The organism is Flavobacterium akiainvivens (assembly GCF_001278115.1).
GTDB classification, from domain to species: domain Bacteria; phylum Bacteroidota; class Bacteroidia; order Flavobacteriales; family Flavobacteriaceae; genus Flavobacterium; species Flavobacterium akiainvivens.
In genome coordinates this window covers 2,928,797-2,955,411 of record NZ_LIYD01000005.1, presented here as the reverse complement: position 1 = coordinate 2,955,411, position 26,615 = coordinate 2,928,797, and the positions used below count along the sequence as shown (strand labels likewise).

The 26,615-nt window shown below is 45.2% G+C and carries 17 protein-coding genes; 9 read left to right on the top strand and 8 right to left on the bottom strand.

Annotated elements, in window-relative coordinates; all coding sequences use genetic code 11:
* Positions 1-12: 12 nt before the first annotated feature.
* On the top strand, positions 13-2,892 hold the full coding sequence (locus tag AM279_RS13230; RefSeq protein ID WP_054410332.1) for a GH92 family glycosyl hydrolase: 2,880 nt from the start codon (positions 13-15) through the stop codon (positions 2,890-2,892).
* Here AM279_RS13230 and AM279_RS13225 read toward each other — a convergent pair.
* The 5 genes from AM279_RS13225 to AM279_RS13205 all read right to left on the bottom strand — a co-directional run bounded on the left by AM279_RS13225 (position 2,889) and on the right by AM279_RS13205 (position 10,286).
* Complete coding sequence (locus AM279_RS13225; protein ID WP_054408505.1) at positions 2,889-3,887, bottom strand: TerC/Alx family metal homeostasis membrane protein; 999 nt, start codon at positions 3,885-3,887, stop codon at positions 2,889-2,891. The two genes, AM279_RS13230 and AM279_RS13225, sit on opposite strands and share 4 nt — an antisense overlap.
* A 3-nt stretch (positions 3,888-3,890) precedes the next feature.
* Positions 3,891-4,886 carry an NAD(P)H-dependent glycerol-3-phosphate dehydrogenase gene (locus AM279_RS13220; protein ID WP_054408504.1) on the bottom strand — a complete coding sequence of 332 codons (996 nt, stop codon included), beginning with the start codon at positions 4,884-4,886 and terminating at the stop codon, positions 3,891-3,893.
* A gap of 323 nt (positions 4,887-5,209) precedes the next feature.
* Positions 5,210-5,524: a hypothetical protein gene (locus AM279_RS13215; protein ID WP_143090428.1), complete on the bottom strand. Its 315-nt coding sequence runs from the start codon at positions 5,522-5,524 to the stop codon at positions 5,210-5,212.
* A 140-nt stretch (positions 5,525-5,664) separates the two neighbouring features.
* Positions 5,665-7,209, bottom strand: coding sequence for an L-piperidine-6-carboxylate dehydrogenase (gene amaB, locus AM279_RS13210; protein ID WP_054408502.1), 1,545 nt, complete (start codon positions 7,207-7,209; stop codon positions 5,665-5,667).
* A 182-nt stretch (positions 7,210-7,391) separates the two neighbouring features.
* Entirely contained in the window at positions 7,392-10,286 is a 2,895-nt protein-coding gene (locus AM279_RS13205) for a triple tyrosine motif-containing protein (protein ID WP_054408501.1), read from the bottom strand.
* Positions 10,287-10,536: 250 nt separating this feature from the next.
* Between AM279_RS13205 and AM279_RS13200 the strand changes: the two genes are divergently transcribed.
* The 3 genes from AM279_RS13200 (at position 10,537) to AM279_RS13190 (ending at position 15,203) form a co-directional block, all read left to right on the top strand.
* Positions 10,537-11,940, top strand: coding sequence for a glycoside hydrolase family 30 protein (locus AM279_RS13200; RefSeq protein ID WP_054408500.1), 1,404 nt, complete (start codon positions 10,537-10,539; stop codon positions 11,938-11,940).
* Positions 11,941-11,942: 2 nt separating this feature from the next.
* Positions 11,943-14,255, top strand: coding sequence for a glycoside hydrolase family 3 N-terminal domain-containing protein (locus AM279_RS13195; protein ID WP_054408499.1), 2,313 nt, complete (start codon positions 11,943-11,945; stop codon positions 14,253-14,255).
* 180 nt (positions 14,256-14,435) lie between these two features.
* Complete coding sequence (locus tag AM279_RS13190; RefSeq protein ID WP_054408498.1) at positions 14,436-15,203, top strand: amidohydrolase; 768 nt, start codon at positions 14,436-14,438, stop codon at positions 15,201-15,203.
* Here AM279_RS13190 and AM279_RS13185 read toward each other — a convergent pair.
* Positions 15,200-16,831 carry an Ig-like domain-containing protein gene (locus tag AM279_RS13185; protein WP_054408497.1) on the bottom strand — a complete coding sequence of 544 codons (1,632 nt, stop codon included), beginning with the start codon at positions 16,829-16,831 and terminating at the stop codon, positions 15,200-15,202. The genes AM279_RS13190 and AM279_RS13185 overlap by 4 nt on opposite strands.
* Before the next feature lie 121 nt (positions 16,832-16,952).
* On the opposite strand from AM279_RS13185, the gene AM279_RS13180 reads away from it, so the two are divergent.
* Complete coding sequence (locus tag AM279_RS13180) at positions 16,953-18,965, top strand: T9SS type A sorting domain-containing protein (protein ID WP_082344230.1); 2,013 nt, start codon at positions 16,953-16,955, stop codon at positions 18,963-18,965.
* A 68-nt stretch (positions 18,966-19,033) separates the two neighbouring features.
* On the opposite strand, the gene AM279_RS13175 is transcribed toward AM279_RS13180, so the two are convergent.
* Positions 19,034-19,717 (bottom strand): ComF family protein, encoded by a 684-nt coding sequence (locus AM279_RS13175; RefSeq protein WP_054408495.1) that lies wholly within the window; start codon positions 19,715-19,717, stop codon positions 19,034-19,036.
* Between the two features lie 347 nt (positions 19,718-20,064).
* Here AM279_RS13175 and AM279_RS13170 point away from each other — a divergent pair, with 347 nt between their 5' ends.
* Positions 20,065-20,922 (top strand): hypothetical protein, encoded by an 858-nt coding sequence (locus tag AM279_RS13170; protein ID WP_054408494.1) that lies wholly within the window; start codon positions 20,065-20,067, stop codon positions 20,920-20,922.
* A gap of 81 nt (positions 20,923-21,003) precedes the next feature.
* Here AM279_RS13170 and AM279_RS13165 read toward each other — a convergent pair whose 3' ends face one another.
* The gene (locus tag AM279_RS13165) at positions 21,004-22,944 is read right to left on the bottom strand and encodes a S9 family peptidase (protein ID WP_054408493.1); all 1,941 of its coding nucleotides are present in this window, start codon (positions 22,942-22,944) and stop codon (positions 21,004-21,006) included.
* 294 nt (positions 22,945-23,238) lie between these two features.
* On the opposite strand from AM279_RS13165, the gene AM279_RS13160 reads away from it, so the two are divergent.
* The 3 genes from AM279_RS13160 to AM279_RS13150 all read left to right on the top strand — a co-directional run bounded on the left by AM279_RS13160 (position 23,239) and on the right by AM279_RS13150 (position 26,530).
* Positions 23,239-23,886, top strand: a complete 648-nt coding sequence (locus AM279_RS13160) for a M949_RS01915 family surface polysaccharide biosynthesis protein (RefSeq protein WP_054408492.1) — start codon at positions 23,239-23,241, stop codon at positions 23,884-23,886.
* Between the two features lie 190 nt (positions 23,887-24,076).
* Complete coding sequence (locus AM279_RS13155; protein ID WP_054408491.1) at positions 24,077-25,621, top strand: glycine--tRNA ligase; 1,545 nt, start codon at positions 24,077-24,079, stop codon at positions 25,619-25,621.
* A gap of 72 nt (positions 25,622-25,693) precedes the next feature.
* Positions 25,694-26,530 carry a hypothetical protein gene (locus AM279_RS13150; protein WP_054408490.1) on the top strand — a complete coding sequence of 279 codons (837 nt, stop codon included), beginning with the start codon at positions 25,694-25,696 and terminating at the stop codon, positions 26,528-26,530.
* The last annotated feature ends 85 nt before the right edge of the window (positions 26,531-26,615 follow it).

Genomic DNA, 26,615 nt, shown 5'->3' with positions numbered 1-26,615 from the left:
ATCAACCTAAAAATGAAAAAGCTGTCAATCCTTGCCGTTATTGGGTTTTCAATTTCGGCATATTGTCAAAATACTAACTTTTCGCAGTACGTAAATCCTTTTATAGGCACCGGTGGGCACGGGCATACGTTTCCCGGCGCTACATTGCCGTTTGGCATGGTGCAGCTGAGCCCTGATACCCGTATAGACGGCAGTTGGGACGGTTGCAGCGGCTACCATTATTCTGATGCTAAAATTTACGGCTTTTCACATACGCACCTTAACGGCACCGGCTGCTCTGATTTTGGCGACATCATGCTCATGCCCACTATGGGCACGCCAAAGCTTACTAACCAGGGCTATGCATCAACATTCTCCCACAAAAACGAAAAGGCTTCCGCCGGATATTACTCGGTACAGCTGGATAACGGCATAAAGGCAGAGCTGACCACTACTACCCGCGTGGGGCTGCACCGTTATACGTTTACCAAAGCAGGCCAGGCCAACATTATACTCGACCTGAACCACCGCGACAAGCTGCTAATGGGCGAAGTACGGGTTATAGACAATAAAACCATTGAGGTTTTCCGCCGTAGCGAGGCCTGGGCACGCGACCAGTATGTGTATGCCCGTATTGAGTTTAGCACACCGGTTAAAATAAATGCCGTAAACAACAATGCCTTTGCCCCAGCTAAGGTTACCGATACCTTTTTTGCAGGTTCGCTTCTCGCGATAAGCTTTGGAAAAGAGGTCAAAGCCGGCGAACAGCTTTTGGTAAAAGTCGCGCTTAGCCCTACCGGTACCGATGGCGCTGCCAAAAACCTGAAAGCCGAACTACCCGGCTGGGATTTCGAAAAAACCAAAACCGCCGCCGCTACCGCCTGGGATACCGCCCTTTCTAAAATAGAAATTACCGAAGACGATAAAGACAAGCTGGCTGTTTTTTATACCGCGCTCTACCATACCATGATGCAGCCCAATATTGCCATGGATGTAGACCATCAATATCGCGGCAGGGATAATGAAATTCATACCGCCGAAGGCTTTGATTATTACAGCGTGTTTTCGCTTTGGGATACCTTCCGCGCGGCACACCCCCTGTATACGCTTATCGAAAAGAAACGTACCGCTGATTTTATTAACACCTTCCTGGCACAGTATGAGCAGGGCGGCCGCCTGCCCGTTTGGGAACTGGCTAGTAATGAGACCGACTGTATGATAGGCTACCACTCAGTCAGCGTTATGGCCGATGCTATGGCTAAAGGCATAAAAGGCTTTGATTATGAAAAGGCGTTCCAGGCGGCCAAACACAGCGCCATGCTCAGCCACCTGGGGCTCGATGCCTACAAGCGCAACGGGTTTATAAGCATTGACAATGAACACGAAAGCGTCTCTAAAACCCTTGAATATGCCTATGACGACTGGTGTATTGCGCAAATGGCAGAAATGACCGGACATACTGACGATTACCGGTATTTTATGAAGCGCAGCCAGAACTGGAAAAACCTGTTTGATAAAAGTTCACTACACATGCGTCCCAAGCGCAACGGCGGATGGGAAAGCCCGTTTGACCCGCGCGAAATAAACAACAATTTTACCGAGGGCAACAGTTGGCAGTACAGCTTTTTTGTGCCGCAGGATATAGAGGGAATGATAACAGCTTATGGTGGACCTGAAAAATTTGAAGCCAAGCTGGATGAAATGTTCAGCGCGCCCAGTGCCACCACCGGCCGCCAGCAGGTAGACGTTACCGGGCTTATAGGCCAGTATGCCCACGGCAACGAGCCCAGCCACCACATGGCCTATTTGTACAATTATGTAGACAAGCCCGAAAAGACTAAGGAAAAAGTACACTACATCCTCAACAACTTCTATAAAAACACACCTGACGGGCTTATAGGCAACGAAGACTGCGGGCAAATGAGCGCGTGGTATGTGCTGAGCAGTATGGGTATTTACAGGGTTACTCCCGGCTTTGATAAATGGGCAACAACAACACCCTACTACAATGCAACAATAAAGTTTGAGAATGGTACAGATTTTTCAATAACAAAAACTTCCGGACCTGATAATCTTCAGTTTATAGATACAGTTTGGGATACGCACAGTGAAGGGACATCTCAGCTTGATGTAAATAAGCTGACGGCTATGCAATATAGTGCTATTATACCCGTGCCGGTGGTTTCGCCTAATGTGCCGTCGTTTAGGAATAAAGCCAGGCTTACACTAACGGCTGATAAACCTAATGATGTGATTTACTACAGCCTGAACCAGGACGATGTGTATACAGAGCGCTGGAGCAACAAACAGGCTTTCAGCGTTTATGAAAAACCGCTTACCATTTCTAAAAACTATGATGAGGTGGTTTTTTACAGCGAGCGCAACGGCATTAAGAGCGATGTGGTAACCGCCCGTTTTGTTAAAAAGCCCAACAACTACACCATAAGCATTAAGTCAACCTACAACCCGCAGTATACCGCCGGTGGTGCAGAAGCGCTTATTGATGGCATTCCCGGTAACGAAGACTGGCGCATGGGCGGCTGGCAGGGCTACCAGGGCCAGGATTTTGAGGCCGTAATAGACCTGCAAAAGAAAACCAGGGTAAGCGCCGTGCATGCCCGCTTTTTGCAGGACAGCCGCGCGTGGATTGAATTTCCCACGAAAGTGGAATTTTATACCAGTAACGATGGTAAGGAATTTAAGCTGCTAAAAACCATAGAAAACACAGTGCCCGCGCAGGATTATAACGTGCAGGACCATTCATTTGGGCTTGAAGGCGCCGAACTTAAAGGCACAAAAGCCCGCTACATAAAGGTTAAGGCCTATAACTACGGCACATTACCCCAGTGGCACCAGGGTGCAGATGGCGAAGCGTTTATTTTTATAGATGAGATTACGGTACAAAAACCCTAATCCTGTTCAGCAGGGTTTTTGGCCGGGAACGCAAATGAGGCTATTACAGCGCCAATAAGTATGCCACCTACCACAGCTAAAGACACAGGCGAAGAAATGTGTACAAATGGGCTTATAAGCATTTTTATGCCTATAAACGCCAGTATAAGCGCCAGGCCATAGTGCAGCTTGCTGAACATGTGCATAAAGTTGGCCAGTAAAAAATACAGTGCCCTTAAGCCCAGTATGGCAAATATGTTAGAAGTGTACAGTATAAAAGGGTCATCCGGCGCTATGGCAAAAATGGCCGGGATGGAATCTACCGCAAAAATAAGGTCGGTAAACTCAATAACGGCTACCACAACCAGCAGGGGAGTAGCCATTTTTATACCGTTTTGTATGGTAAAGAACTTATCGCCGTCGTAGTTTTCAGATACCTTAAAAAATTTGTGCACTATACGCGCGCCGGGGCTTTTGGTAAAGTCCTTGTTCTCGTCAGTATCTTCATTTGCACCCCATGATTTTATACCGGCACCTATAAGGAAAAGCCCGAATAGGGTAAGCACTACGTTAATTTCTACCTCTTTGCCAAATATTTCCATGGCCGGCAGGTAGGTAAGGTTAATAAGCTCAACCCCTGTAAAAATAAATATGGCCCTGAATACCAGCGCGCCTATAATACCCCAAAACAGCACTTTGTGGTGCAGGTGCTTGGGCACATTAAAAAACCCGAAGACCATTATAAATACAAACAGGTTGTCTACAGAAAGGGCTTTTTCTATCCAGTAGGCGCTTTGAAAACGTGCAAACGAGTCAAAGTCCATCGTGTAATAAATAACGCCGCTAAACGCCATAGAAAGGCCTATCCATACTATTGACCAGGTAAGTGCCTCCTTGTTGCTCACCACATGGCTCTTTTTATTAAAAACGCCCAGGTCCAGCAGCAGCATGATAAGTATAACCACGCCAAAGGCGCCCAAAACAACAGGATGGTTTATTAAGTGGTCGTGCTCCATGGCTTAGTTTAGTTTTTCGGTAAGTTTTTTAAATACTTTTTTTGCCTCTTTGCCGTCATACAAAATATCATACACGGCATCTATAATAGGGGTTTTGGCTTTGTAGCTCTCGTTAAGCTTGTGGGCACTTTTGGCGGCATAATACCCCTCGGCCACCATGCTCATTTCCATCATGGCGCTTTTTACGGTATAGCCTTTGCCTATCATATTGCCAAACATCCTGTTGCGCGAAAATACCGAATATCCGGTAACCAATAGGTCGCCCAGGTAGGCGCTGTCGTTTATGTTGCGCTTCATTTTGTGCACCTTGCGTATAAATTTCTTCATCTCGCGGATGGAGTTGCTCATCAGCAGCGCCTGAAAGTTATCGCCATAGCCAAGGCCGTGGGCAATACCGGCGGCAATGGCATAAATGTTCTTAAGCATTGCAGCATATTCTGTGCCAATAATATCGTCAGATATCTTGGTCTTAATGTAGTGGCTGTTGAGGTTTTTAGCCATGGTTTTGGCATGCTGCTCATCGCCACAGGCTATAGTAAGGTACGAAAGGCGCTCAAGGGCTACCTCTTCGGCATGGCACGGGCCGGTTATAACGCCTATGTTATCATAATCAATATCATATTCATTATGAAAGTGTTCGCCCACAATAAGGCTTGTTTCGGGCACAATACCTTTAATGGCGCTAAAAATAACCTTGTCTTTAAGGCTTACGGTAAGTTTTTCCAGCTCGGCGCTTAAAAAGGCAGAGGGTATGGCAAATATAATGTAGTCGGCGTGTGCAACGGCCTCGTTAATATCGTTGGTAAGCAGCAGTTTTTTTATGTCAAATTCTACCGAGCTAAGGTAGTTTGGGTTGTGCTTTTGCAGTTTTAAATGCTCTATTGCATATTCATTGCGCATATACCAGGCAATCTGGTTTACATTAGAACACAGCATTTTGGCAATGGCAGTAGCCCAGCTTCCGCCGCCAATTACTGCAAACTTTGGATTATCGCTCATCCTGTAATAGTTTGTTTTTTCGCATCAAAAGTACTCATTTTTAGCAAATGCCCATTTATATGCGCCACTATCACCTTACAAAGATTAACATTTTATTATGACAATTAATGCAATCACAATCCGTGCACTGCGTTATTGTAATGAATTGTTTCTAATTCCAGGAATTACAACAAGGTTAGTTAAAAATTTTTGTTTTTGGTGTTTTTAAAAGGCATTTGCACATTGTGCGGGTGCCTTTTATGTTTTGGGCGCATTTCATTAAACTAAAGTACAGTAAATTACCCTTACAAAATGCTAACCAAGTGTTATTGTTTGGTTAACCCCTATTGGTTTACCACCACCTCATAGCATTCGGTAGTTTCCAAAATAATCTTCTTAAGGCTCTTTTTAAGGATGTGGGCAACGGTGTCTGTTAATGGCTTTTCCTTTTCGGCATCTACAGGCAGTAAAATATAGGTTTTAAAGCGGTCAGCCTGCCGGGCGTGTTTGCGGATGAGGCTGTCGGCACTGGTGTCGTTACAGCAATACAGCATTTCGGCTTTGCCTGATTTAAACTGTTTGTACATCTTGTTCCAGAAGTTGCCCATCTGGGTTTCGTGTGCTTTCTTTTTTAAATCGGTTACCAGTACTACAAACATAAGGCGTATATTTATTGCTTTAATTTGAAGCAAAAATAAAAGCCTTACAATCATTAGGGTATGATATTTGTCATGCCTGCAAAACAAAAACGGCCGCCCTTTAAAAGAGCAGCCGTTTTATATAAACAAAATCGCTTAGGTTATAGGTCAAATTTAATGCCCTGTGCCAGTGGCAGCTGGGTGCCATAGTTAATGGTGTTGGTTTGCCTGCGCATGTAGGCTTTCCACGCATCGCTACCACTCTCGCGGCCACCGCCGGTTTCTTTTTCACCGCCAAATGCGCCGCCTATCTCAGCACCCGAAGTACCAATGTTTACGTTGGCAATACCACAGTCAGAACCCTGCTGGCTCAAAAACAGTTCCATCTCGCGCATGTTGTTGGTAAAGATTGATGAAGACAAGCCCTGCGGAACGTCGTTCTGCATTTCAATAGCCTGCTCAATATTGGTGTACTTCATTACATACAATATTGGGGCAAAGGTTTCGTGTTGTACGATTTCAAAGTGATTTTCGGCCTCGATAATACACGGCTTAACATAGCAGCCGCTTTCATAGCCTTCACCTTCAACCACGCCGCCTTCAACCAGTATTTTACCGCCTTCGGCTTTGGCTTTTTCAATAGAGTTTAGGTATTGCTCCACCGCATTTTTATCAATTAGCGGACCCACGTGGTTGTTACTGTCCAATGGGTTGCCTATTTTCAGCTGGCTGTAAGCACTCTTAAGCACTTCAACCGTTTTATCATACACACTTTCGTGAACAATAAGCCTGCGTGTGGTAGTACAACGCTGTCCGGCAGTACCCACAGCGCCAAACACAGCGCCCACAAGCACCATGCTTATGTCGGCGTGCTCGCTCACTATAATGGCATTGTTACCGCCCAGTTCAAGTATTGTTTTGCCAAAACGGCCTGCAACCGTTTGGCCCACGTGGCGGCCTACGCGTGTAGAACCGGTAAACGATACCAACGGTATGCGCTTATCGTTGTTTATGAGTTCGTTACATTCTTCGCCGGTAATAAGGTTACAAACACCTTCCGGTATGTTGTTGCGTTCCAGCACGGTTTTCATAATGTTCTGGCAGGCAATGGCGCACAGTGGCGTTTTGCTTGATGGTTTCCAAATGCACACGTCGCCGCAAATCCAGGCCAGCATAGAGTTCCAGCTCCATACCGCTACCGGGAAGTTAAACGCCGATATAATGCCCACTATGCCCAGCGGGTGGTATTGCTCATACATGCGGTGGTTAGGGCGCTCGCTGTGCATGGTAAGGCCATACAGCTGGCGCGATACACCTACTGCAAAATCGCAGACGTCTATCATTTCCTGCACTTCGCCAAGGCCTTCCTGCAGGCTCTTGCCCATTTCAAAGCTTACAAGCTGCCCCAGGGTGTCTTTATGCTTGCGGAGCTCTTCGCCCATCTGGCGTACAATTTCGCCACGCTTAGGTGCCGGTACAAGCCTCCAGGTTTTGTAGGCTTCCTGCGCCTTAGCCACTACAGTTTCATAGTCTTCTTTAGTCGAACCTTGTACTTTCGCAATAAGCGAACCGTCTACAGGCGAGTATGATGCTATAAGTTCGCCGTTAGAGAAGCTCTCAAGGCCGGTTGAGGTACCCTTGTTTATTTCTGTAATGCCCAGCTGCGTAAGGGCTTTTTGTATGCCGAAATCGGTAAGTGTTTCCATTTTATAACTTTTTCGAAGTTTGTTGTTATATTTACAAAGATAGCTTTTTTTAGGAGGATGCGGTTTTGAGCTGTGAATTTCACGAATTGACACTAATATACAGTCCTTTACACGGAGAAATAAAAGACGTTAACAAATTCATTTCATTAAATTTGTGAAATTCGTGCAATTAGTGGCAAAAATTAAATGACTTCCGATTCCCTGTCTGTATTTTCTAAGAATGCTGCAAAATTATCCTCACTCGCCACCCCAAGCTTTTTACGGATACGGTACCTTGCGTTCTCAATGCCCCGCAGCGAAATGCCCAGCAGCGGCGAGATTTCCTTATTGCTGAGGTTCATTTTCACAAAGGCGCACAGGCGCAGCTCGCGCTTGGTCAGCTCAGGGTTAAGCTGCTTGAGGCGCTCAAAAAAGTTGTGGTGCACCTTTTCAAAATGCACGTCAAACACCTCCATATATTCCTCGCCTATCTGGTGGCGGTTCAGTTTCTGGAAAATTTCCAGCAGTTTCTTGCGGCTTTCCTCGTTGCGGAGGTGGCTTTTCAGTTCCTTAAGGTCGTCGGTTATTTCGTTAAAAATGTCCTTTTTATGCACCAAAAGCATGGTGTAGTTGGCCAGCTGCTTGCTTTTATTTATCACGTCTTCTTCCAGCACGGCCTTGTCGCGGTTTATGGCCTCCTTATCGCGTTGCAGCTTAAGCTGCTCCAGTTCCAGTTCCAGCAGTTTCTTGCTTTGTTCGGCCTCGCGGCGGCTCTTGATGCGCTCATGGCGGATGCGGCGCTTTACTAAGTACCGTATCCCTAAAATAATCAGGATGCCCAACACACCATAAATAATATAGGCAACGGTAGTCTGGTACCACTTGGGCGGAATGGTAAACCTGTAGCTGCCCTCTTTGCCCTGTAAACCCGCTGTATTGCGGCTTTTAACCTTAAAGGTATAGGTGCCGGGGCGCAGGTGTGTATATTCTTTGTAGGACAGGTTTTGCCACGGGCTCCATTCCTGGTCAAGGCCTTCCAGTATGTAACTGTATTGAATTTGTGTGCCGTGCGTCATTTTAGGGGCGGCAAAATCAAAACGTATAATGTCGGTTTGGTTAGGTATGGCCTGTGGTTCGGTGCCTGTAACGGTAAGCGGCAGGCTGCTGTGTTCCTTCTTTTTAGAATAGGATATCCCGGTAATCAGGGTGCTAATGCCGCTTGTAGCCGACTTGTTTTCAATAGTATACAAAAACAACCCGTTTGAGGTGCCAAACAGCATTTTATCGCCCGGTAGTGGCGCAAGGCACTCCATACCGCGGTTAAACGTGCCCTTAAGGTTCAGGAACAGGCCTTTGTGCAGTTCCGGTTTTTTGTCGTTGGTAAAAAAATACCCTGCCTCGTCGTCCTGTACAAACCAGGTGCGGTTGCCGCTTTGCATCAGTTTACGGGTGTTTTTAGTAGGGTCTAATATGCTGTTGAGTTGTGTATGGGGCTCAAAGCGGTTGGTTTTAAGGTTGAAAGTATAAATGCCGGTGTTTGTGGTAAACACCACCTTGCCCTGCCAGCGCGACACGTTTACGTTAAACGAATTCTCAAGACCGTTTTTGTTGGTAAAATGGTCAACGGCAATAACACGGTTATAATTCTGGTTCAGGCGAATCCTGAAAATACCCTGGTAGCCGTGGCAAATCCAGTAGGTGTTGGGTTCATCACCTGCCAGGATATCGCGCGCCGACTCATCAAAACCGTTGATTTTAGGGTGTAAAATCCATTCTGTTCCCTGCTTTTCCAACAAATAAAGCCCGTTGTAGTGCGATGCCAAAAACAACCCCTGCTTGCCTGCTACGGGTGTTACTTTCCAGAAACCTGCCTCGGGGGCAATTTTAGTAGCAGTCTCGCCCTCAATTTTGTACAGGCCGGTATCGTGGGATGCGATAATGTCGCCGTCTAAAAGCTGAATGCTCCAGGTTTGTCCGTTTATGCCGGGTATTTTACTAAAATCGTTGGGCGATGCCGGTGCCGCCGGGTTAAACGGCGCATAATAAATGCCCTGCGTGGTAGCCAGGTAAAGGGTGCTGTTGTGTACCAATGCATCATATACTGATGCCTTGCCAAACAGCGCCGTGTAGGGCGACCTGAAGTCAATATAACTAATGCCGTTGTTTTGCAACACCCAAATGTTGTTATCGTTACTGCGGAAAACCTGGTGTATAACGCCATCAGGCACCTGTTGCAGCATGGCGGGGTGGTGCAGCACAGCACCTTCACGCGTTACAAGCACAATGCCCGAACTTATGGTGCCAATGTACAAGCACCCGTTACCGGCCTTTACTGCACCCGATGCATAGTCTTTTGCCTCGCCGTTAAAAATGTTGGTAATAATCGCCATAGTTCCGGTTGCCGTATCAGCCCGGTAAACAGAACCCTGCGTGGTAATGGCTGTCAGCTGGCCGGGTGCATCGCCGGGCAGCAGGGCGGTAAGGTCTTCGTTGTTATACTGTTGAGGCTCAAAAACCACCACAGGCTCGTTTTGGGTAGGGTTGTAGCGCAATATGCCGTGCCCGGTTTCCTGTACATAATAATTACTGCCCACCATGGCCGAAAACATAAATGCCGATGATGCCGGTATGCGCGTTGCTGTTTTACCCGATGTTACAATGATTTCATTGTAAGCGCGGTACAGTATTTTATTGCCAAAAGGCTGTATGTCCCAAAGGTTTTCAATGTTGCGGCCGTCCAGCTGTAGTGTGTTTGTAAGCGATGTATAGCGGTATTGGCCTGTGGCATCTTTGGTAACTGTGCCTGTTTCATTATATCCACCCACATAAACCGTCCCGTTTTTAGCCGTTGTAAGGCTGCGCACGCTCGAATTGTTGGGTAAAATAAGTTTGTGCCAGTGTTCGCCATCAAAAACCAGAACGCCATCGTTATTGCCAAAATATAAAACGCCGTCTTTATCCTCGCACATTACCCAAAACTCGGCATCGGCGTTAAACTCCTGCTTTTGGTAGGTTTTTAGCTGCACATTGTTGCTTTGTGCAGAAGCAATGATGTGGAAAAGTATAGGTAAAATAAAATACAGGAATCTTTTTTGCATCGTTTAGCATGATAAAGGCACAGTACGAAAACGTTATAAAAACCGTGTCGAAATGTTGCAGCCTGATTACAAAAGTATAAAAAAACGTAATAAAAAAAATTTCTTATTAGTTTGAAAAACAAAATACTACAAAAAAAAGGTAATAGTTTGAGTAGGTACTGTGAGTAATGGTGTAGCCAAAGTGTAGCGCTCTTTTTCGTTTAAAAGCCATTTGCCTGTACTTTAGCTTTCAGAAATTATTTGATTTTTTATGCTGAACCAATTTCGATTAGCCGCCATTGCCCTGCCTGTAGTTTTACTATTGGGCGCATGCGGTACATCTAAAAAAACAAAGAACAACGCATCGCTTTGGGTTACCATGCCTGATAAGTCGGTACTGTTTGAAGAACAGGCCATAACCGCAACGCAGGCCGCAGAGGCCACTGTTACTATAGACCCGTCTAAAACCTACCAGAGTATGGATGGTTTTGGTTATACGCTTACGGGCGGCAGCGCACTGCACATTGCAAAAATGAGCGCCGACTCAAGGTCGGAACTGCTAAAAGAACTTTTTGGTACCGGAGACGGGCAGATAGGCGTAAGCTACCTGCGGGTAAGTATTGGCGCGTCTGACCTTGATGAGCTGGTGTTTTCGTATGATGACATCCCCGCAGGGCAAACCGATAAAGACCTAAAGAAGTTTGACCTGGGCTATGATAAAAAGTACCTGATACCGGTGTTGAAAGAGATACTGGCCATAAACCCCGATATAAAAATATTGGGTTCGCCATGGTCGCCACCCGTGTGGATGAAGGATAACGGTGATACCCGTGGCGGTTCGCTAAAGCCTGAATATTATGGTGTATATGCCAAATACCTGGTAAAATACATACAGGAAATGAAAAAGGCAGGCATTACCATAGATGCCATTACGGTGCAGAACGAGCCGCTGCATCCGGGCAATAACCCCAGCCTGCTGATGCCTGCCGAAGCCCAAAAGGTTTTTGTGCGCGACCATCTGGGGCCGGAGTTCAAAAAGAACAGCATCAAAACAAAGATTATTATTTACGACCACAATGCCGACAGGCCTGATTACCCTATCAGCATCCTGAATGATAAAGAAGCGGCTAAGTATATAGACGGTTCGGCATTCCATATGTATGGTGGTGAGGTAAGTGCCATATCTACCGTGCATGATGCGCACCCTGATAAGAACCTGTATTTTACTGAGCAGTGGGTAGGTGCCCCCGGAAATTTTGAAAAAGAGCTCACCTGGCACACCGAAACCCTTACCATAGGCGCACCGCGCAACTGGTGTAAAACTGTACTGGAATGGAACCTTGCGGCAGATGAGCGCCAGGATCCGCATACCGATCGTGGCGGGTGCGATCGCTGCCTGGGCGCCGTGACTATTTCAGGAAATAAGGTAACCCGTGAACCCGCTTATTACATCATTGCGCATTCCAGCAAGTTTGTAAGGCCGGGGTCGGTACGTGTAGAAAGCAACCTGCCCGATGGCCTGCCTAATGTGGCCTACAAAACGCCTGATGGCAAGATTGTAGCCATCATTCAGAATACCTCAAAAACTGTGAAAACAGTAGATGTAAATGCCCAAAATAAGAAAACCACTATAACCTTACAGCCCGGCGCTGTAGCTACACTTGTTCTTAATTAACCATGAAACACGTTTTAAGTACCGTTATTACAAGCCTTGCACTGGGTGCCGCACTTACGGCAAATGCCCAGCAAAGCCAGGCAGATATTGATAAAAAGGTTGATGCCCTTATCGCCAAAATGACCCTTGAGGAAAAAGTGGGCCAAATGGCGCAGGTAACGCTCGACGTTATTGGCAAAGGCAAAAACCGCTATTCGGCCGATCAGCCTTTTGAGCTTGATCCTGCAAAAATGAAGGATGTTTTTGATAAATACCACATCGGTTCGATCCTTAACACCTCGGCAAACAGGGCGCTTACGCCGCAAAGGTGGTATGAGATTATCAGCACCATCCAGAAAACATCGCTTAAAACCGATAAAAACAAAATACCGGTTATTTATGGCGTAGACGAGATACACGGCGCTACGTATACCGATGGCGCTACCATGTTCCCGCAGCAAATAGCCCAGGGTGCCGCACGCAACCCTAAGCTTACCGAGCTTGGAGCATCAATAACAGCTTATGAAACCCGTGCCAGCAACATTCCGTGGAACTTTAGCCCGGTGCTGGATTTGGGCCTTACGCCAACATTCAGCCGCATGTGGGAAAGCTTCGGCGAAGACCCTTACCTGTGTTCAGTACTTGGTGCTGCCATGATAGACGGCTATGAAGGGAAAGACAACAACATTGCCGACCCTTACAAACTGGCCAGCTGCATGAAGCACTTTTTGGGCTACCATGCCACCATTTCGGGTAAAGACCGTACGCCCGGCTACATCAGCGAAGATGCACTGCGCGAATACCACCTGCCATCATTCAAGGCAGCCATTGATGCGGGTGCACATACTATTATGATCAATTCGGGCATTATCAACGGGGTTCCGGTGCATGCCAGCTATAACATCCTTACCAAGCTTCTTAAAGAAGAGTTGGGCTTTAACGGCCTTGTGGTTACCGACTGGGCAGATATTGAAAACCTGCACCGTCGCGACAGGGTTGCCGCCACCGATAAGGAAGCCATTATGCTTGCCATTAACGCAGGTATAGACATGAGTATGATACCCTACCAGTATGAGGTTTTTTGTGATAATTTAATTGAACTGGTAAAAGAAGGCAAGGTAAAGCAGGACAGGATAGACGATGCCGTAAGGCGTATACTGAAAGTAAAGTATGCACTGAACCTTTTTGATAAACCGAATACCCACTACAAGGACTATCCTAAATTTGGCAGCAAAGAGCACGAAAAAGCGGCTTATGACATGGCTGCCGAGGCCATTACCCTGCTGAAGAACGAGGGCAGTGTGCTTCCGCTAAAGAAAGATATAAAAGTACTGGTTACAGGCCCTAACGCCAACACCATGCGCGGCCTTAACGGCGCGTGGACCTACAGCTGGCAGGGCGACCGCGTAGAGCTGCACGCCGGTAAGTACAACACGATACTTGAGGCGGTTCAGAATAAGATAGGCAAGGGTAATGTAACGTACGTTCCCGGTGTGAGTTACAAGGAAGACGGCCATTATTATGATGAGCTTGCCAACCAGATGGATGAGGCCATAGCTGCTGCCAAAAACGCCGATGTAATATTGCTGTGCCTTGGCGAAAACAGCTATACAGAAAAGCCTGGCGACATGAACGACCTGTACATGAGCGACCTGCAAACCGAATTGGCCCAAAAAATTGCTGCTACAGGCAAAACGGTTATCCTTGTCCTTAACGAAGGCAGGCCGAGGGTTATAAGCAAATTTGAGCCACAAATGAAGGGTATTGTACAAACCTACCTGCCGGGCAACTTTGGCGGCGATGCACTGGCCGATATACTGTTTGGCGATGTAAACCCCAGCGGCAAGCTACCGTATACCTACCCAAGGTATCCTAACTCAACCATTGGGTACATCCACAAACCCAGCGAGGAACAAAAGAAGGCAGAGGGTGTATACAACTATGAGGCCGACTACAACCCGCAGTTCCCGTTTGGGCATGGGTTGAGCTATACCACATTTGAATATAAAGACCTGAAGCTGGGCAAACCGGCTATTAAAAAAGGTGAGAACATTACGGTTACCGTAACGGTTACCAATACCGGAAAAGTTGCGGGTAAAGAAGTGGTACACCTGTTTACCAGCGATTTATATGCCAGCAGCGTTACGCCTGATGTTAAGCGCCTGCGCCGTTTTGAAAAGATTGAGCTCAAGCCCGGCGAGAGCAAAACCGTAAGCTTTGAGCTTACACCTAAAGACCTTAGCTATGTGGGCCGCGACGGCAAAACCCTGCTTGAAGCAGGCGATTTTGAAGTAGCTATTGATAAGCTAAAGGCAACATTTACACTTTCGGAATAATTAGTTATTCATAAATTAGAGTTTTAGGTTAGTTCTATTTGAAAGCCCCCGATTGGTTACGGGGGCTTTTGTTGTTTAGGCAGTTTATAGCCACTAATTTCACGAATTAGCACCAATTTGTAGGGTGTGTTTAGATGTTAATTCGTGAAAATTCGTGAAATTAGTGGCTAAAGAAACCAAATGAAAATATCCCTTATACAAACCGCTCTCGCCTGGGAAGACGCTGCGGCCAATCGTGCTGCTTTTACCGAGAAGATAAACGCTATAAATGAGGTGGTTGACCTTGTTGTACTGCCTGAAATGTTTGCCACCGGCTTTACCATGAACCCTTCGGCTGTAGCCGAAACCATGGATGGGGAAAGCGTGCAGTGGATGGTACAAACTGCTGTTTCAAAAGGATGTGCCATAACCGGAAGCCTTGTTATTGAGGAAGATGACAAGTACTATAACCGCCTGTTGTTTGTACTGCCTGACGGCGAAATAAAAACCTACAACAAGCGCCACCTGTTTTCGTTTGCGGGGGAGGACAAGCATTATACCGCCGGTACTGAAAAGCTTATTGTAGACTATAAAGGGTGGAAAATATGCCCACTGGTGTGCTATGACCTGCGTTTCCCGGTATTTGCGAGGAATACGGAGGGCTATGATTTATTGCTGTATGTAGCCAACTGGCCGCAGATACGCACTTTTGCGTGGGACAGCCTGCTAAAAGCCCGTGCCATAGAAAACCTTGCCTATACCATAGGGGTAAACCGTGTGGGGCAGGATGCCAACGGCCATGCCTACAGCGGCCACAGCCAGGTGCTGGATGCTTTAGGTGCTTATATTGTTGAACCACAGGAAACAGATGGTGTGTTTACTATTGAATTAAGCAAACAAATGCTTGAGGAAACCCGCGCCAAATTTGCGTTTTTAAACGACAGGGATAGTTTTACACTACAGTATTAGCCACCGGGATTGCCCGATGTGCCGTCTCCATTAATAATTTCTTCGTAATCCCACATGGGCCTTACATCCAGTTCTTTAGGTCGGTAAAAAACCTCTTCAGGCTGGATTTTTTTCATGTAATCGCCGGTATCCCACTCGCGGTTATTATTGTCGTCATAAATTAACCTTACATAGTACTTTGCGGGTTCCAGCAATTCAAAATTAATTTCGGTAGCGCCATCGCTAAATGCCTCGGCCTTAGTGTCTCCCTTTTCATCAGTAAGCTGTATGATTAGTGGGAAACGCTTTACATTTTGCAGCTTGATAAAAATATTGCCATAGTCTACATATACCCGTGTGTTGAGCTTGTAATAGGTGGTATCGTTCTGCTTGCCATAAAAGTCGGTTACAGCGCCGGGCATAAAGGTAAACACATATTTTTCTTCCTCTTCCTTCTGGAAATCAAACACTATTTCCTGCTTATACTCATCATACTTATAGCTATAGGGCACGGCTATAGAGTCTTTATTTATCAATGATATTTTGGTAGAATCTATAGCAGTAAGCGGTGTTAACGGCCTCAGCGTGAACCTGTCCCTAAAGTTTAACCCGCCCTTTTGCACGGCATCAAGGGTTAGCGAGTCGGTTGCTTTTATTTCCTTAAGCTTTACCATAAAGTTTTTTATCGAGTCGCGGTGTGTTACCTGCACACTCAACGAATCGCGCACAATATCCCTTGGCAGCCAGATGTTTAACGAGTCTTTGCCCTTTTCGGCGGTAAGCCTTGATGGTATAACATCGGTGCCCGCGCCATTTTTAACCACTACGGTAGCCCCGCGTGCATCGCCCTCATAAGGCAAAAACAGCCTGTTGCTGGTGGCAATAACGGGCTTAGAAGGCTTAAAATCACCTTTTTGCTTAAAGAGTTTCAGCTCATAGGTACTGTCGGTAGGTATGGTTATGGCGCGGCCCAAAAAAGCAATTTTGTCGCTCTTAGGGTCATAGGTATAGTTGTTAGATGCATCCTTAAGTGCAAAGATGTGGTAGCGGCCCTCCTTAAGGTTTTGCAGCGAATAGTTGGTCATACTATCCAGTGTGTTAGTAACATAGCGCGGGCGTTCTTTATACACAGTACTGTCGTTAAACGCCTCATTGGCTTCATACAGCATTACGGTTACAAAGTTATCGGGAGTGCGGTTAAAGGCATCTTTTATACCGCCGTTAACCTGCAGTGAATCAATATAATCGCCGGTTGAAAACACAAACCGGAACTGCGAGTAGGGGTTACCCTCGTTATTATCGGTTATACTTTGGCCAAAGTTAAGGCTGTAGGTAGTGTTGTCTTCCAGGGTATCTTTAATCTTTACCTCTATAAACTTGCTGGCGCTGCCCTGTGGCGTTATAGTAGGCTGATACTTAAGCGGTGGCGATATAATCAGCTGCTTGTTGATATCCTTAACCTTAATGTATTCGTTAAAGTCTATGTGTATTTCTTTACCCTTAAAATTAGTAGTCATGTTTTTAGGGTAACTGCCTATAATATAAGGGGCTATGGTGTCTTTAGGACCGCCCGATATGGTGCCGCGCTTGGCACATCCGGTAAGGGTAAAAGCTACCGCAAGTATAAGGAAAAAGGTGTTTTTCAGCATGGTGCACATTATAACTGCACAAAATAACAATTTATTTCACAGGGGGCAAAATGTTTTAGTATATGGTAGGGTAAAACCCTGTAGGGCTGTTATCTGAAAAAACCAATCAACTATATTCAACATGCTAAAACACTACCATTGCAGGCCTTACAGGCTTGCCTTACCCCTATTGTCTTTATTATTACCCGCAATGGCCATTGGGCAGGAATGGCAGTGGGCAAAATTTGGCGGCGCTAATGACCAGATACAGGCCGCAGGATACTCTAAGCCTGAGACGGTTACCAGCATGGCAACCGACCCCGAAGACAATGTTTTTGCGCTTTCGCCGGTGGGTATATCTAACCTTGAGGTAGATGGTGTACCGAAACAATCTTTTGGGGCCTATGCCTCCAGCTATGCCACGGTAGACTACATGATATCAAGCTTTGCCTGCGATGGTACCCTGCGTTGGGCTAAGGTAATTGGCGGCCCTTCAGATGATTATATTAAGAATATAAAGACTGATGCCGCCGGCAATGTATATGCATCAGGCTTTTTGATAAACACCAGCAGCCCCGGCAGCGAATTTGAAGGGATACATTTTGACGAAGATTACGCAGTAGAGTATGACAACTGGAACACTAATAATGAAGCACTTTACCTGTTTAAATACAGTAACGATGGCGAACTGGAATGGGTACACACCCCACAGCCACCGGGGCTTACATTTTCAGAGTCGGTTACACAAAACCGCAACCTGGGCGTAGAGGTTGACCCTCAGGGTAATACCTACTGGCTATGCCAGCTGGCAGCAGGTACCTATTGCGATGGTGCTTACCAAAACACCACTACCGGAACATTGCACCTGCTTAAATATGATACTGATGGCAATTTTATTGAAGCCCACCCTTTTGAAGTCGAAATAACTTCTGGTAATATTTTGAATTTCAAAATGGTACGCAATCATGTAACAGGTGTTATTTACCTGGCAGGATACCGTTTTACATTTGATGACAGCGATTATGTCAAGGTTGACGGCCAGCAGGTTACGGGTAGTGCTTACATAGCGGCTTTTAACAGCAATGGCCAGGCACAGTGGCTAAAGCAGAACACCACCATTATGTTTGGCCATGGTTTTAATGATATAACGCTTGATAATCAAGGGAATATATACCTTACCGGGGCAAGCTACCATGATGATACTTTTGGCAGCGTGTCATTCGACCCACAATATGTGTATACCTATCCGGTAGTGTATAAACTTGATTCAGAAGGTAATACAATTTGGGGTACAGCGCCCGATGCGGTAGAGTCGGCTAACTTTGGAAACGGTATTGCGGTTAATGGCGATGAAGTATGGATTACCGGGGGTGGCATGGGCATTACATGGGGTGATTATCAGGTACCCCTTGTATTTAACCAGGGAGATGATATATACGTCTATAAATTTAACGCTCAAACGGGAGAAGTGGCTGGTGTTGAGCAAATTGAAAGTAATATAGGGTCTTGGGACAGGGGCTCGGCGCTTACCGCGGCTAACGGTGCCTTTTACCTTGGTGCTGAGTTTGCCTATCATGTTACCTTTGGCGACCATGAACTGTATACCGATACCCAACAGACTGATTTCCTGGTGGCTAAGTACGGTACAGATGAGTGCTATTGCAATACGCCTCAACCGTCATTTACTGTAAGTGAAGCACTTAACAATCAAGAAGGTGCTTTTGCCTTTGAATATACCGGTGATACCGGCTACTATACCATTAACTGGTACTTTGGCAGTGAGGGTACATCTACCGAAGTAAACCCTACCTATTACTTTGAAGAGCCCGGTACATATGAGGTATGTGTAACAATATCAAACCTTTGTGGTGCTATAGAGTCTTGCCAGCAGGTTAATGTTGTGGCCGGTGCCGGGCAATTTGGGCTTAAAAATGTACAGGTATACCCTAATCCTGCTAATAATGTGCTGAATATCAATACTGAAGAAAACCTGTCATTTGAAATATATTCACTTTTAGGCGCTAAAGTTATGGAGGGTATTATTACCTCAGGCTCCCAACAGGTTGATTTACAAAACGTTGCCTCGGGTGTGTACATGCTGAAATTACAAAATGACAGTGGTGTGCAGCAAACCACAAAACTGATAATAGAATAGCTTAATACCCCTCTACAGGGAATGGAAGGGCTGCCGAAAGGTGGTCTTTTTATTTGTATATCAGTATTTTAACTATGCGCGTAAGCTATGGTAACAATACTCAGCCTTGCCCCGGGCACCTGTAGCAGCAGCCTGCCGCAGGCTTCAAGGGTAGCACCGGTGGTTATTACATCATCTACCAGTAAAAAGTGCTTATTGTGGTCTGATTCAGAGTAGTTTACGCTAAATGCCGAATTGATAATCTCTGCCCGTTTCTCCCTGTTCTTCTGGGTTTGGGTCTTGTTGTAGGTAGCACGCAGCAGCAGGGTGTCGTTATAGTTGGTATTCAGTCCGTTAGCCAGTGCTTTGGCAAACCCGGCGGCTTGGTTATAGCCCCGTTCGCGGAGTTTTTTAGGGTGCAGGGGTACGGGTATTACATCTGTAACGTCTTGTAAAACAGTAACTTTGGCTAAGTCTTTGGCATACCATTGCCCCATAAGCGTGCCAACCTGCTGCTGGCGGCGGTACTTAAGGTTGTGTACCAAATTCTGGCCTATTCCCTCCTTATGAAAATACAGCAGGGCCGACACATGCTCTACCGGTAACCGGCCTAAAAACTTTTTATGTGCTTCATTATCAAGCTGTAAATGGTGGTTGGTAAACGGCATATCGTGCCGGCAGGTGGTACAGATCATGGCGGTTTCTTCCGGCAGGGGTTCATTGCACCCGGGGCACAGGGGAGGGTAGATAAGGTTGAGGAGCGGTTTTAGCATAAAAAATCAGTTACCCAAATATACGTTTTCAGGTTGATTTCGCAATACAGTAAATTCTTACTTTTTAACATCAAATTAACGGTAGTTCTTCACTTTTGGAGTTTAAGATTCAGTTATAAGGTCAAAGGTCGGAAGTCATAAAGCCCAAAGCACAAAAAATGTGTAATACTATTTTTTTGAAGCAGAATTATTTCTTTAAAATAGTTCATATTATCGTTTTTTTATTCATAATTGTTTCTTGCTATTTTAATAGAGTTATTTATTATTTTATGTAGGTTTATGAAGTTGCTCAAATAAGTATTTGGATGGCTATTAAAGCCACACCATAAAATTAACCGAAATTGTACATGAAAAAATTTGAACCAGAAGTTGAACTTTCTAAATCGCTTAATGAAGAACAGAAACAAAATTTACATAAAGAGTATATCGAAAATAAATCGGTCTTAGGTATAGATATATATAAATATAGTGAGTACTCTGAAGATATACAAGTTTATGTTCCGGTGTTATTCAATTCATTATATAAAATAACCGTTGAAAATTGTTCAATAGGAGAAAAGTATTTCTTTCAAAATTATGGAAGTACTTTTTCTGACTTTAAGGAAAATTTTATTAGTACTGGTGATGGTGGTTTTCAAATATTTGACAATCCACTTCAATCTTTAATATTTGCGATTTATTTTCAGTTGAATGTAAAAAGATTTAATTCTGGAAGTTTGACAGGAAAATTGAATATAAATCTATTTGATATAATAGGAAGAATTGAATTAAGATATGCTACGACATATGACAAAATTTATTGTTATGATAAAAACTTTTTTGGAGCAGCAATTATTAATAATTCCCGCATTCTTTCGAAAGATAATTTAAACAGATTGCTGACCGATTACAAGTCTTTACAATGGTTTGACCAGACAATAAATACTATCGAAAATTTAATGATAATGAAAATAGAAAATTTCTACAAAATAAGTTACTTCAAGGAGTTTTCAAAAGATCATGGATCCTTATTATTTGGAAATCCTAATTCAGATAAATTTAAATCATTTGATATATTAAAAATCGGAACTATTATTTCTAAAAATACTTCATTAGATATATATAATTTAAAAATACAAGTATTGATAAGTATAAAGGGAGAACATAAAGATTTTAAAGGATTTTTTATTACAGTTGGAAATTTAAATACACAAGGAATCCAATAAATGAACAAATTCCCGACCCTTTAGGGTCGGCTCATCCCTACAGACCCCACAACTTTCGACCTTCGACTTTAAAACTTTCGACTATTTTAAAAGGTACTCCTTCACAAAAGCCGTAACCGCATAAAACTGAAAATCCTGGTTATTCTTCTTACGGAAACCGTGGCCCTCGTCATTTGCCATAAGGTACCACACCACACCCTTGTTGGTCTCAATTTTCTGTACCATCTGCTCAGCCTCGGTGTAGGGCACACGCGGGTCGTTCTTACCCTGGATTATGAACATGGGCTTGGTAATCTTGCCGGCGTTGTTTAGCGGGGCAATCTTTTCAAAAAAAGCCGCCATTTTAGGGTCGCGCTCATCGCCATACTCTACGCGGCGCAGGTCGCGGCGGTAGCTTTCGGTATTTTTAAGGAACGTATTAAAGTTGCTGATGCCCACAATATCAACACTGCAGCGAATGCGGTCGTTATAATGTGTGGCGCAGGCCAGGGTCATGTAGCCGCCATAGCTGCCGCCCATAACCATAATACGGTCAGGGTCAAGGCTGGGTTGCGTGGCAATCCAGTCCAGAAGGGCGCCAATGTCTTTTACGCTGTCTTCGCGCTTATAGCCGTTATCAAGGTCGGTAAAGGTCTTGCCATAGCCCACACTGCCGCGCACGTTAGGGAACAGGATGCTCACCCCCAGCTCGTTAAGGTAGTAGTTGTAGCGGCCTATAAAAAACGGTTGGCTTTGCCCTTCCGGCCCGCCGTGAATGTTGATTATAACCGGCCTCTTACCCGTAAACTTCTTGTTGGCTTTGTACAGGAAACCCGAAATCTCCTGCCTGTCAAAGCTTTTCCATTTTACCAGTTCCGGTTCGCCAAGGCCGTCCAGGCTCATGGGCCCCAGCTCGCTCTCGGTCCAGCGGGTCAGTTTACGGGTGTTGGTGTTGTATTCATATACATCTCCGCTTGAGGTGGCCGTACCAAAGGTAATGCCCAGCGAAATATTGTCGTTATGCCACTCCACGCCGTCTATAACACCCGTAGGTATTACAGTAACGGCCTCATATCGTTTGGTGGTTATATTCTGGATATACAGCTTGCTTTGGCCCGCCTCATTTACTACAAATGCGGCCTTAGCGCCGTCTTTACTTATGGCGTATGCATCAAAATCCCAGTTGATGCCCTCTGCCAGCCACATTAGCTTGCCGGTTTTAATTTCTGCTATGGCAGGACGCAGAAACTCGCTGCCGCTGGTGGTTAAAACAAAAATGTGGGTGTTGCCGTGGGCAAACTTAATGCCGTTATATACTGTGCGTTCGTTTTTTTTAGGGAGTATTTTTGTCAGCTTACCCGCCTCCATATCATACACATACGTCTGTACCTCGTTAACCGAAACATAGTTGGTAAGCAACACCAGCTTCTCGTCTTTACTCCAGTCGGCAATGCTCCAGCCGCCGCCGGTTACTTCCAGTATTTTCCTGTCGGATGATGGGTCAAGCGGATCCATAAGGTACACGTCGCGGTCGGCACCGTTGCGGCGGGTGCTGGTATATAAAATTTTGGTTCCGGCTTCGTTCCACTTTACACCGCCGTTTTGCGAACGCGGCGCACCGGCCAGCAGCGTGCTTTTTCCGGTAGCTATATCATATCTATAAAGGCTGCGGAACTCATCGCCACCCTTGTCTTTACTAAACAAAAAGTACTCGCCCGTAGTGGGCTGTATGCTAAACCCGCCCGGCGCTTCGTCAAAAAAAGTAAGCTGCCTGCGGTCGCCACCCGGCATGGCCACCCGGTGTATTTGCGCGGTGTTGCCAAACCGGGTTGAAATGAACATTTCCTTGGTAACGGGGTGCCAACCGGCCAGCCCAGCCGAGCGGGCATCGGTATAGGGTTTTACGTCTTCGGCAATGGCAGCAGGCAGTGCAGGCAGCTTTGCCACCAGGTTATCGGCTACGGGTATTGTGGCTTCCTGTGCGTATGTGCTAAGCGCAAACAGGCTTATGCCAAAGGTTAACAGGTTGTATATGTGTTTCATGGGGTGGTTTGTTTGTAGTAAAAGTAATTATTTTATTTAAAGATTTAAGGATTGAAAAATTTAAAGATTCAGGATAACAGGGTGGCTGTAGAGACAGGCTTCGCCTGTCTCACGCAACGATGGGTTTAGGGCACGAGTGGATTCCCCTCCCCCGGAGGGCGGGGTGGTTAAATGGTAATGTTGACCTCAGGGCATTGCCCTGGGTACAATAACGATGTTGCACGTTACCCCTTCAGGATCATCTCCCGTATCAATAAATTCATTATTTTGCACTAACCAATTATCTTCGCCCTTATGAACATCAAACTCCTGCTAATACTCCTTATGGTGTGCCTTGTTTCCGCACAGGCGCAAACCACACAAAAGGCCGACCTTAAAAACCTGCCGAAAGGCATAACCTACGAAGGCAAGGTAAAAGATGCCATTCGGTATACCGACAGCCTGGGCGATAACATTGTTATAACCACCCAAACCGGGGCTTATGTAAGCAACAGGTTTGTACACGAAACCGAAGGGCAGGATGCCGAACTCTTTGCCTATCACTACCTTGTAAAAAACGGCGTTGCCACCCAAACCTGGAAAGTATATGACTATGTGTCAGATTGCCCTGTTGATATGGAGCTTGCGTTTTTAAAAGGCACATTTCAGGTAACCGATTTAGATAAAGACGGGCATAACGAAGTCTGGCTCATGTACAAGCATTGCTGCCATGGCGATGTAAGCCCCTGTGGCATGAAGGTTATAATGTATGAGGGTACAAAAAAATATGCCATGCGCGGCGAAAACAAGGTTTTTGGCGGTACCGATGATAAAGGCGCAGACCATTACATGGGCGGGGGCTATGAGTTTGACCCTGCCTTTAACGGAGCCCCGGCAGTATTCCGCAATTATGCAAAAGCACTTTGGGAAAAGAACATCATGCAAAAATGGGATGGGGAGTAGGAATTCACTTTTTCCCCGACCCTGAAGGGGTCGCGCACATTAGCCCGGGGCATCGCCCCGGGTACCATAACAATATTGCACATTACCTAATATGCGCTGGAACAAATAACCGAATAACCGAATTATCATTTTTTCAATCTTTAAATCCTTCAATTTTTAAATCTTAATTCCCTTTTCCTATTTTTGCACCATGGCAAAACAAGACGATCAATTTAAGAATGTTATATCGCACGCAAAGGAGTATGGCTACATCTTCCAGTCGAGCGAAATTTATGATGGGTTAAGCGCAGTGTATGACTACGGTCAAAACGGTGCCGAACTAAAAAAGAACATCCGCGAGTACTGGTGGAAAAGCATGGTGCAAATGCACGAAAACATTGTGGGTATAGATGCCGCAATATTTATGCACCCCACCACCTGGAAGGCCAGCGGCCACGTAGATGCCTTTAACGACCCGCTTATAGACAACAAAGACAGCAAAAAACGCTTTAGGGCCGACGTGCTTATTGAAGACCACGCCGAAAAAATATACCAAAAAGCCCAAAAAGAAATAGAAAAGGCACGTGCCAAGTATGGCGATGCCTTTAACGAAGAAGAGTTTAAGGCTACCAACACCCGTGTGAAAGACTATCTTGCCAAAAACCGCGAGATACTGGAGCGCATGGCGCGTTCGTTAGAAACCGAAAACCTGGCCGACGTAAAAGCCCTTATCGAAGAGCTTGAGATAGCCGACCCGGATACCGGCTCTAAAAACTGGACCGATGTGCGCCAGTTTAACCTTATGTTTGGCACTAAGCTGGGCGCTGAGGCGGCTAACGCTATGGACCTGTACCTGCGCCCCGAAACGGCACAGGGTATATTTGTAAACTTCCTTAACGTGCAAAAAACCGGCCGCATGAAGGTGCCGTTTGGTATTGCGCAAACCGGTAAGGCATTCCGTAACGAGATTGTGGCGCGCCAGTTTATTTTCCGTATGAGGGAGTTTGAACAAATGGAAATGCAGTTCTTCGTTCGTCCGGGCGAGGAAATGAAATACTACGAGTACTGGAAGGAAACCAGGCTAAAATGGCACCTGTCGCTTGGGCTGGGCAAAGAAAACTACCGTTTTCACGACCACGAAAAGCTGGCACACTATGCTAATGCCGCTGCCGATATTGAGTTTAACTTCCCATTCGGCTTTAAAGAGCTTGAGGGCATCCACAGCCGTACCGATTTCGACCTTAAGGCACACGAAGAGCACAGCGGTAAAAAGCTGCAATACTTCGACCCTGAGCTAAACGAAAACTACGTGCCGTATGTGGTAGAAACTTCGGTGGGCCTTGACAGGATGTTCCTTGCCGTGTTCTCAACATCGCTTAAGGAAGAAACCCTGGAGGATGGCTCAACCCGTACCGTGCTGAGCCTGCCTGCCGTACTGGCCCCTACAAAGGCTGCCGTATTGCCGCTGGTTAAAAAAGACGGCCTGCCCGATGTTGCCCGCCAAATAATCGAAGACCTTAAGTGGGACTTCAACGTGGCGTATGATGAGAAAGATGCCGTAGGCCGCCGCTACCGCAGGCAGGATGCGCTGGGCACACCGTTCTGCATTACGGTAGACCACCAAACGCTGGAAGACCAAACGGTAACCATCCGCCACCGCGATACCATGGCTCAGGACAGGGTTGCAATCTCTGAACTGCGCGGTATTATAAACGACGAAGTTTCGGTTAGGAACTGGTTATTGAAGATGAAATAAGATTTTAATTAGAAAAAGCTGTTATGAATAATTACGTAACAGCTTTTTTGTTTCATAATTAATGCCTTTTGTATGAAAGACCTGAAAAATATTATTATTGATTTATGGAATTTATTTTTCCCATTATTAATAAGGCTTTTTTTGACGGTCTTAATTCTAAATTTTATCATAGTTGCAAAATCTAAAGAACTAATCATATCGCAAACATCAAATCTGATTAAGACTTTTGCAGAAACATCTAAGATATTTCTTGTTGATTTGGGGCTTGAAAATTTTTTTGGAATATATGTATTAGTTGTTTTTATACTCAGTTGCTACACATTTAATAATACTTTGATTTTCCTAAACTCTATTATACAAATTTCTGTCTTTTGGAGAGGTGGCTATCTGAGTATCACGCCTCATTCTACCAAAAGGATACTTAGATATTTATCTAATGTAAGCGATCCGGCTAGCTTAGAGGTTGAAATCCAGAAATTATTATTTTTTGCAAAAAAAGATAATATTCAAAATTTACATGATGATGATTGCTGGTTCTCAAAACGATTAGCGAAGTATAGTAAATATAACGAGGTCTTGACTTTCGAATGTCTAATTGTGATCATATTAATGATTTGTTCTTGGAAATATATTGTGGTTTTCAATTCATTGCTGATCCTTATTTTATTGTTGATTGCAGTCTTGTTTGTTTCATCAAAGATGGCGCTGGAAGTCAGGCTTCATTATCAAAGAATACTTAATAAACTAGAACTTACCTTGGACGTGCCTAAAATGAATGAAGAACAAGTGAAGGAAATTGAAGCAAAGTTAAATGCAGGGATAACCAAACGATGGTGGGGTCTCCGTTTATTAATTATTGGTGACATAAGAGAAACAATCAAAAATTTCGGATTTCTTACAATTAAATAAATTCTTAGCCGGCGGAAGCCCCCGACTCGTGCAAAAACAAAAATATGGGCAAGATTCCCATATCATCAATAAACACCACATACTC

Bases quoted from the DNA above. Each gene is read 5' to 3' on its own strand.
- AM279_RS13205 (WP_054408501.1), bottom strand. From the start codon at position 10,286: ATGCAAAAAAGATTCCTGTATTTTATTTTACCTATACTTTTCCACATC.
- AM279_RS13175 (WP_054408495.1), bottom strand. From the start codon at position 19,717: ATGCTAAAACCGCTCCTCAACCTTATCTACCCTCCCCTGTGCCCCGGG.
- AM279_RS13230 (WP_054410332.1), top strand. From the start codon at position 13: ATGAAAAAGCTGTCAATCCTTGCCGTTATTGGGTTTTCAATTTCGGCA.
- AM279_RS13200 (WP_054408500.1), top strand. From the start codon at position 10,537: ATGCTGAACCAATTTCGATTAGCCGCCATTGCCCTGCCTGTAGTTTTA.
- AM279_RS13220 (WP_054408504.1), bottom strand. From the start codon at position 4,886: ATGAGCGATAATCCAAAGTTTGCAGTAATTGGCGGCGGAAGCTGGGCT.
- AM279_RS13215 (WP_143090428.1), bottom strand. From the start codon at position 5,524: ATGTTTGTAGTACTGGTAACCGATTTAAAAAAGAAAGCACACGAAACC.
- AM279_RS13150 (WP_054408490.1), top strand. From the start codon at position 25,694: ATGAAAGACCTGAAAAATATTATTATTGATTTATGGAATTTATTTTTC.
- AM279_RS13165 (WP_054408493.1), bottom strand. From the start codon at position 22,944: ATGAAACACATATACAACCTGTTAACCTTTGGCATAAGCCTGTTTGCG.
- AM279_RS13170 (WP_054408494.1), top strand. From the start codon at position 20,065: ATGAAAAAATTTGAACCAGAAGTTGAACTTTCTAAATCGCTTAATGAA.
- amaB (WP_054408502.1), bottom strand. From the start codon at position 7,209: ATGGAAACACTTACCGATTTCGGCATACAAAAAGCCCTTACGCAGCTG.
- AM279_RS13190 (WP_054408498.1), top strand. From the start codon at position 14,436: ATGAAAATATCCCTTATACAAACCGCTCTCGCCTGGGAAGACGCTGCG.
- AM279_RS13225 (WP_054408505.1), bottom strand. From the start codon at position 3,887: ATGGAGCACGACCACTTAATAAACCATCCTGTTGTTTTGGGCGCCTTT.
- AM279_RS13180 (WP_082344230.1), top strand. From the start codon at position 16,953: ATGCTAAAACACTACCATTGCAGGCCTTACAGGCTTGCCTTACCCCTA.
- AM279_RS13160 (WP_054408492.1), top strand. From the start codon at position 23,239: ATGAACATCAAACTCCTGCTAATACTCCTTATGGTGTGCCTTGTTTCC.
- AM279_RS13185 (WP_054408497.1), bottom strand. From the start codon at position 16,831: ATGCTGAAAAACACCTTTTTCCTTATACTTGCGGTAGCTTTTACCCTT.
- AM279_RS13155 (WP_054408491.1), top strand. From the start codon at position 24,077: ATGGCAAAACAAGACGATCAATTTAAGAATGTTATATCGCACGCAAAG.
- AM279_RS13195 (WP_054408499.1), top strand. From the start codon at position 11,943: ATGAAACACGTTTTAAGTACCGTTATTACAAGCCTTGCACTGGGTGCC.